General features: G+C 70.5%; 5 protein-coding genes. 3 read left to right on the top strand and 2 right to left on the bottom strand.

Features of this window, described 5'->3' with window-relative positions; all coding sequences use genetic code 11:
* Window positions 1-5: 5 nt before the first annotated feature.
* From ectB to thpD, 3 genes are all read left to right on the top strand, one after another.
* Window positions 6-1,274: a diaminobutyrate--2-oxoglutarate transaminase gene (ectB, locus tag FH609_RS30035; protein ID WP_139675753.1), complete on the top strand. Its 1,269-nt coding sequence runs from the start codon at window positions 6-8 to the stop codon at window positions 1,272-1,274.
* Between the two features lie 159 nt (window positions 1,275-1,433).
* Complete coding sequence (locus FH609_RS30040; RefSeq protein WP_122185399.1) at window positions 1,434-1,829, top strand: ectoine synthase; 396 nt, start codon at window positions 1,434-1,436, stop codon at window positions 1,827-1,829.
* Between the two features lie 19 nt (window positions 1,830-1,848).
* On the top strand, window positions 1,849-2,748 hold the full coding sequence (gene thpD / locus FH609_RS30045; RefSeq protein ID WP_139675755.1) for an ectoine hydroxylase: 900 nt from the start codon (window positions 1,849-1,851) through the stop codon (window positions 2,746-2,748).
* Between the two features lie 90 nt (window positions 2,749-2,838).
* Here the strand turns inward: thpD and FH609_RS30050 are convergent, their stop codons facing one another.
* Entirely contained in the window at window positions 2,839-3,264 is a 426-nt protein-coding gene (locus FH609_RS30050; RefSeq protein WP_139675756.1) for a hypothetical protein, read from the bottom strand.
* Window positions 3,265-3,280: 16 nt separating this feature from the next.
* A partial coding sequence (locus FH609_RS30055; RefSeq protein WP_139675758.1) for a DUF6531 domain-containing protein occupies window positions 3,281-7,080 on the bottom strand: 3,800 nt, incomplete at its 5' end.

Here is a 7,080-nt window from a genome sequence, read left to right on the forward strand (position 1 = left end):
CCGCTGTGACCATCACCCAGCCCGACCTGAGCATCTTCGAGACCCTGGAGTCCGAGGTGCGCAGCTACTGCCGCAACTGGCCGACGGTCTTCGACCGTTCGCGCGGCAGCTATCTCTACGACGAGGACGGCCACACCTACCTGGACTTCTTCATGGGCGCCGGGTCGCTCAACTACGGCCACAACAACCCCGTGCTCAAACGCGCCCTGCTCGACTACCTGGAGCGGGACGGCATCACCCACGGCCTGGACATGTCCACCACGGCCAAGCGCGCGTTCCTGGAAACGTTCCGCGACGTGGTGCTGTCGCCCAGGGACATGGACCACAAGGTGATGTTCCCCGGCCCGACCGGCGCCAACGCCGTGGAGGCCGCGCTGAAGCTGGCCCGCAAGGTGAAGGGCCGCGAGTCGATCGTCTCGTTCACCAACGGCTTCCACGGGATGTCGCTGGGCGCGCTCGCCGTCACCGGCAACGCGTTCAAGCGCGCCGGCGCCGGCATTCCGCTGGTGCACGGCACCCCGATGCCGTTCGACGACTACCTGGACGGGCAGACCCCGGACTTCATCTGGTTCGAGCGGCTGCTCCAGGACGCCGGCTCCGGGCTGAACCAGCCGGCCGCCGTGATCGTGGAGACCGTGCAGGGCGAGGGCGGCGTCAACGTCGCCAGGCCGGAGTGGCTGCGCGGGCTGGCGGAGCTGTGCAAGCGGCACGACATGCTGCTGATCGTCGACGACATCCAGATGGGCTGCGGGCGGACCGGCGCGTTCTTCTCCTTCGAGGAGTCCGGGATCGTGCCCGACATCATCACGCTCTCCAAGTCCATCAGCGGCTACGGGATGCCGATGTCCCTGACGCTGTTCCGGCCGGAGCTGGACGTGTGGGAGCCGGGCGAGCACAACGGGACCTTCCGGGGCAACAACCCGGCGTTCGTCACCGCCTCCGCCACGCTCAACACCTACTGGGCGGACGGCCAGATGGAGAAGCAGACCCTCAGCCGGGGCGAGCAGATCGAGTCGGCGCTGCGCGCGCTGGCCGTCGAGCACGCCCACGCCGGCGCCAGCTACCGGGGCCGTGGCCTGGTCTGGGGCCTCACCTTCGACGAGGCCGACCGGGCCCGCCGGGTCTGCCAACGCGCCTTCGAGCTGGGCATGTTGGTGGAGACCTCGGGCCCGCAGAGCGAGGTCGTCAAGCTGCTGCCCGCGCTGACGGCGACGCCGGAGGAGCTGGACGAGGGCCTGCGGGTGCTGACCAGGGCGGTCCGCGAGACCGACTGACCGACCTGCTGACCGACTGGTCGACTGATCGACCTGCTGACGGCTGACCGGCTGACCGACGACCGGAGCGGGCGGCGGCCGGTCGGCGAGCGGCCGGTGAGGCCGGCGGCCCGACGGGGGAACCACAGAAGGACAGGAAACGAGAGGAAGCGCACAGACGTGATCGTCCGATCGCTCAGCGACATCGAGGGAACCGACCGGGACGTGGAGTCCGCGTCCGGCACCTGGCGCAGCAAGCGGCTGGTGCTGGCCAAGGAGGGCGTCGGCTTCTCCTTCCACGAGACGGTGCTCTACGCCGGCACCGAGACGAAGATGTGGTACGCCAACCACATCGAGGCGGTCTTCTGCGTCGAGGGGGAGGCGGAGTTGACCAACGAGGAGACCGGCGAGAAGCACCTGATCAAGCCCGGCACGATGTATCTGCTGGACGGTCACGAGCGGCACACCGTCCGCCCCAAGACGGACTTCCGTGTGCTGTGCGTCTTCAACCCGCCGGTCACCGGGCGGGAGGACCACGACGAGAACGGGGTCTACCCGCTGCTGACCGAGGCGTGACAGTTACGAAGGGAGCACCATGACCACCGCACCCGAACGCACCGCCGACCTGTATCCGACCCGTGGGGCCGCCGAGGTCGCGACGCCCCGGCAGGACCCCGTCGTGTGGTCCGAGCCCGGCGCGCCCGGACCGTTCAGCGGCGAGGAGTTGGCCTCGTTCGAGCGGGACGGCTTCGCCGCCATCGACCAGTTGATCACCCCGGAGGAGGTCGCCACCTACCGGGCCGAGCTGGACCGGCTGGTGACCGACCCCGGGGTGCGCGCGGACGAACGCTCCATCGTGGAGCCCAAGTCCGGTGAGATCAGGTCGGTGTTCGAGGTGCACCGGATCAGCGAGGTCTTCGCCGGGCTGGTCCGCGACCCGAGGGTGCTGGACCGCGCCCGGCAGATCCTCGGCTCGGACGTCTATGTCCACCAGAGCCGGATCAACGTCAAGCCGGGGTTCGGGGCCAGTGGCTTCTACTGGCACTCGGACTTCGAGACCTGGCACGCGGAGGACGGGCTGCCCCGGATGCGGACCGTCTCCGTCTCGATCGCGCTCACCGAGAACTTCGACACCAACGGTGGGTTGATGATCATGCCCGGCTCGCATCTGACGTTCCTCGGGTGCGCGGGCGAGACGCCGAAGGACAACTACAAGAAGTCGCTCCAGATGCAGGACGCGGGCACGCCCTCGGACGAGGCGCTGACCGGGTTCGCCGACCGGCACGGCATCCGGCTCTTCACCGGCAGGGCCGGCTCGGCCACCTGGTTCGACTGCAACTGTATGCACGGCTCGGGCGACAACATCACGCCCTATCCGCGCAGCAACGTGTTCATCGTGTTCAACAGCGTGGAGAACGCGGCGGTCGAGCCGTTCGCGGCGCCCGTGCCGCGCCCGGAGTTCATCGGCGCGCGGGACTTCACCCCGATCCGCTGACACCGGCCGGCGCCATCCGTGCCGCCGATGCCCGGGCCCCCGCCGTGCGCGGCCGGGGGCCCGGGCATCGGGCTGTCGGAGGGCTGCCGTTCAGGGGGGAGGCGGGGGGGCGATGGGGAGTTGGGCGATCAGGGCGGCGGCGTTCGGCGCGATGACCGTCCAGCCGTGGGGGCCGAGGTAGAGGACCCGAGGGTCGTCGGCCGTGAGCCGGTGGTCGAGGACGACGGGCAGGTCGGGGCCGAGATCGGCGATCACCACCGAGCGGGCCGGATCGACCCCCGGCCCGCCTGCCGCCGGGTCGCCGAAGACCTCATCGACCGTCAACCGCTGCCACGAGGCGTTCTCCCGAAGGATCTTGGCCTCGCCGTAGAAGCTGGGCAGATCGGCCTCGTCCCCGAACACCGCCCGATAGACCGGGGACTCGGCGGGCGGCGCCTGCCACCGCCCCGACCGGATCAACCGCGTCAACACCTCCGGCACCACCAGCCCGCCAACGACCAGCGCGTCATCCCGCATCGTTCGCCGACCCCTCTCAGGCCCTCTCGTGGGTGGTGAGCCCCGTGATGGACTCCAGCACATCCCTGATGTCCTGGCGATGCTCCATCGGGGCCTCCCGGTTACCGAAGTTTCGCACGTTGACGCTCGCGGACCGCCACCTCATCTCCAGTCCGGCCTCCGTCCGGATGGCGACGAAGCCGACCGCGTCCCCGGACTCGCCGAAGACCTCGCGGTTGATCTGGCCGTGCCCGCCGAACCTGTCGACCAGCGCCCCCGGTTCGCTGCTGACCCGGGCCTCCAGGGCACGCGTTGACGGGTTGTAGACACCGCTGAAGCCGTCGCCGATGGCCCGGTCCGTGATGGAGGCCAGGTTCTGCTCGACGTCCTGCGTGGTGGAGACGATCCCGTTGCCGTGGGGCGCGAGCCCCAACGGGTCGCTCCACGCCAACGGATGGTGCGGGTAGGCGTACGCGTTGGGCTGCGGAACGATCCCCAGCGGGTCGGGCGTGGCGTAGCGGGCGGTCACCGGGTCGTAGTGGCGGTAGTGGTTGTAGTGCCAGCCGGTCTCCGCGTCGGCGTACTGCCCGGGGAAGCGGAGCGGGGTGGTGGTGGCGGCGGAGCCATGGTCGGTGTTGGTGCGGGGGACGCCCCAGAGGGAGACCTCGGCCCGCCAGGCCGTCGTCCCGTCCTCGGCGAGGAGTTCCGTCGGGGTGCCCACCAGGTCGGTGACGATGGCGAAGAAGCGGCGCGCCACCTCGTTCTCGGCGGCGCCGGCAAAGGACTCCGTCTGGGCCACCGGGCCCGACTCGCCGTGGTCCCAGGTGAGGGTGGTCGGCCCCCGATGCCCGACGCCCGTGCTGGTCTGCTCGACCAGCAGCGTGTTCTGCCAGGTGAAGTCCGTGCGTTCGACGACGGTGTGCCCGTCCTCGGCCAACCGCTCCTTGGCGATCCGGCGGCCGAACGGGTCGTAGTGGTAGCGCCAGACGGTGCCGTCCGGGGTGGTGACCCGGGTGAGACGGTCCTCCGCGTCCCATGCGTAGCGCCACACCTCCGCCTTGTGGGAGAGCCGCTTCCGCCGTCGCAGGACCGTCCGGCCGGCCGCGTCGTACCCGTACGAGAGAGCGCCCGCGCGTATGACCGTGGTTCCCTCATAGGCCCGGTCCCCCATTCCGGACTCCGGGTCGGGGGTGCTCCATCGCGCCGAGACCTGATTGCCGTGCTCGTCGTAGCGGTAGGTCTCCGCTCCGGCGGGGCCCGTCAGGCCGAGCACCCGGCCCACCGGGTCGAGTGCGAAACGCACGGCGCCCGTGCCGTCGTCCACCCCGGTCGGGTGCCCGTCGGCGCGATAGGTGTAGGAGCGGCGCGACAGCGGGACGTCGCCCGCACCGGGCCGGGCGACGGACTGGGTGAGCAGCTGGCCGGCCGGGTCCCAGTGCTGGTGCCAGGTCAGCGCGTCGTCCAGGGTGCGCACGACCTCCCGCCCGGCGGCGTCCCGCTCGAAGGCGAACGTGTGCCGGCCCGCGGACATCGACACGGTCCTGCCCGCCAGGTCGTAGGACCAGGCGCTGGTGTGTCGGCTGGGCGTGGTGCGGGTGACCTGTTGCCCGGCCGCGTCATAACCCAGGCTCAGCGGACGGCCGTTGACCGTCTCCGTGAGCAGCTGTCCCTGCGGGTCGTAGCGCCGGCTCACCTCGACGCCGTCGGTGGCCGCGTGCAGGGCGCGGCCCATGGGGTCGCGGTCGAAGGTGGTGGTGCGGCCGTCGGGCAGCGTCTTCTCCACCAGCTGACCAAGCGGGTCATAGCGGTAGGCGACCGTCTCGCCTGCCGCGTTGGTACGGGCCACGGGACGCCCGGCGGCGTCGCGGAGGTAGGTGGTCGTCCGGCCGTCGGCGTCGGTCTCAGCGACCACCCGGCCGGCGGCGTCATGGGTGAACGTCCAGCGCCGCCCGGCGCTGGCCGCCACGGCGGTGATCCGCAACTCGGTGTCGCGCTCCACGACCTGGCGGGACCCGTCCGGCCCCTCGATGGAGACGGGGAGGTCGAACGCGCCATAGGTGTAGCGCGTCACTCCGCCCTGGGCGTCCACATGCTCCAGGCAGTTCCCCTCCCCGTCCCAGACCCAGTGGCGCGCCACGCCGTTGGCGTCGACGTCGCGGACCGGCTTGCCCTCCACCGTCCAGGCGAGGGCGCGGGTGGCGCCGAGCGGGTCCCGCTGCTCGATCACGCGTCCCGACGCGTCCCGGCGGAAGCGCGTCGTGGCGCCGAGCGGGTCCGTGAGGGCTATCGGCAATCCCGCTCCGTCACAGTCCACCCGCAACGTGCGGTCCAGCGGATCGGTGACGCTGGCGAGGCCGCCCCCGGGGTGGTAGGTGAACGTCGTCCGGTGGCCGGTGGGCCCGAGCAGCGTGGTCCGGTTGCCGCTGGCGTCGTAGGACTGCCGCCAGACGGCCCCGTCGGGTTGGGTGAGTTGGGTGACGAGGCCCCACTCGTTGTACTCGGCCCTGGCCTGGCTGCCATCCGGGCGGGTCAGGACGGTGACGTTGCCGTGGTCGTCGTGTTCGTAGCGGGTGGTGTGGCCGAGGGGGTCGGTGACGGTGAGGGTGCGGTCGTAGCGGTCCCACTCCCGGGTGGAGGCCTGGCCCAACGGGTCGGTGTGGGCGTTGAGTTGGTAGCTGTCGTTGAACTGGAAGACCGAGTCGTGGCCAAGTGAGTCGGTGACGACCGTGCGGTGGGTCTCCTCGTCGTAGGCGTAGCGGTACTCCAACGCCCGGTCGGTGCCGGTGGTATAGACGCAGCGGCCCTGCTCGTCGTAGGCGTAGGAGTACCAGTAGCCGTTGCGGTCCTCCCAGCGGGACATCCGCGCGTGCTCGTCATAGGAGAACTTCAGAGGCCGGCCCGAGGAGTTGGTGATCTCGGCCAGCAGCCCGGCGGTGTCGTAGCCGTAGGCCAGCAGAGTCGGCTCGTCCGGGTCGCTGAGCAGGGTCAGCGCGGTGACCCGACCGTCTGTGGTGGTGATGCCGAGGTGATAGCCGCCCGAGTGATGGATGTCGGTCGGCGCGCCGGTGTTGTCATAGGCGAGTTGGATGCGGTTGTTGTTGCGGTCGGTGATCGCAATGAGGGGCAGCTCACTGCCGGGGCGGCCCTCCACCGGCGCGAAGTGCAACGTCTGCCCCGACGCCGGCTGGTGCACGCTCATCGGCGCCAGCGGCTGGCCGTCCCAGGACAGCGACCACCGCGGCCCCTCCACCGGAAACACCGGCTCACCCGGGATCGGACGCGGATACAGCAACGTCATCCCATCGGCGGTGAACAACCGCGCCCCATGCTCGTCCAACACCAGGCGCTGGTCCAGGGTGGACGCCCACGACGAGCCGAACCAACGCCCAGCACGGTAGGACGAGATGTGATGCCGCTCGACCACCAGCGGCAGCACACCCGGCAGATCGACATCCGTCGCCGACATCAACAGCTCACCCGTGGCCACATCCACCGGATCACCACAGGCGTTCCGCCCGTTCATCGGAACGCCATCGCCCCGGGTCCGCCGGCCCAGCCGCAACGCGCCCTGCCGCAACCCCCGCAGACCCGTCGAGGCCAGGCCCTTCAGCCCGCGTGCCAGTCCGCCCAGGGTGGTCAGACCCTTCATGCCCGGAATGCAGTCCAATGCCGCGAACGCGACATCGAGCAGACCCGCCTCACCCTTCGCGTACTTGATCAACGTGTCCGCGAGCACGACCAGGGCGGCGGCCAACACCACCCAGGCCAACGGCCCACCGATGATCATCACCACGATGCCGAGGACGGCGACGATCACCTTGCAGACCTCGACAATGG

It is taken from the genome of Streptomyces sp. 3MP-14 (genome assembly GCF_006334905.2).
GTDB lineage: Bacteria > Actinomycetota > Actinomycetes > Streptomycetales > Streptomycetaceae > Streptomyces > Streptomyces triticirhizae.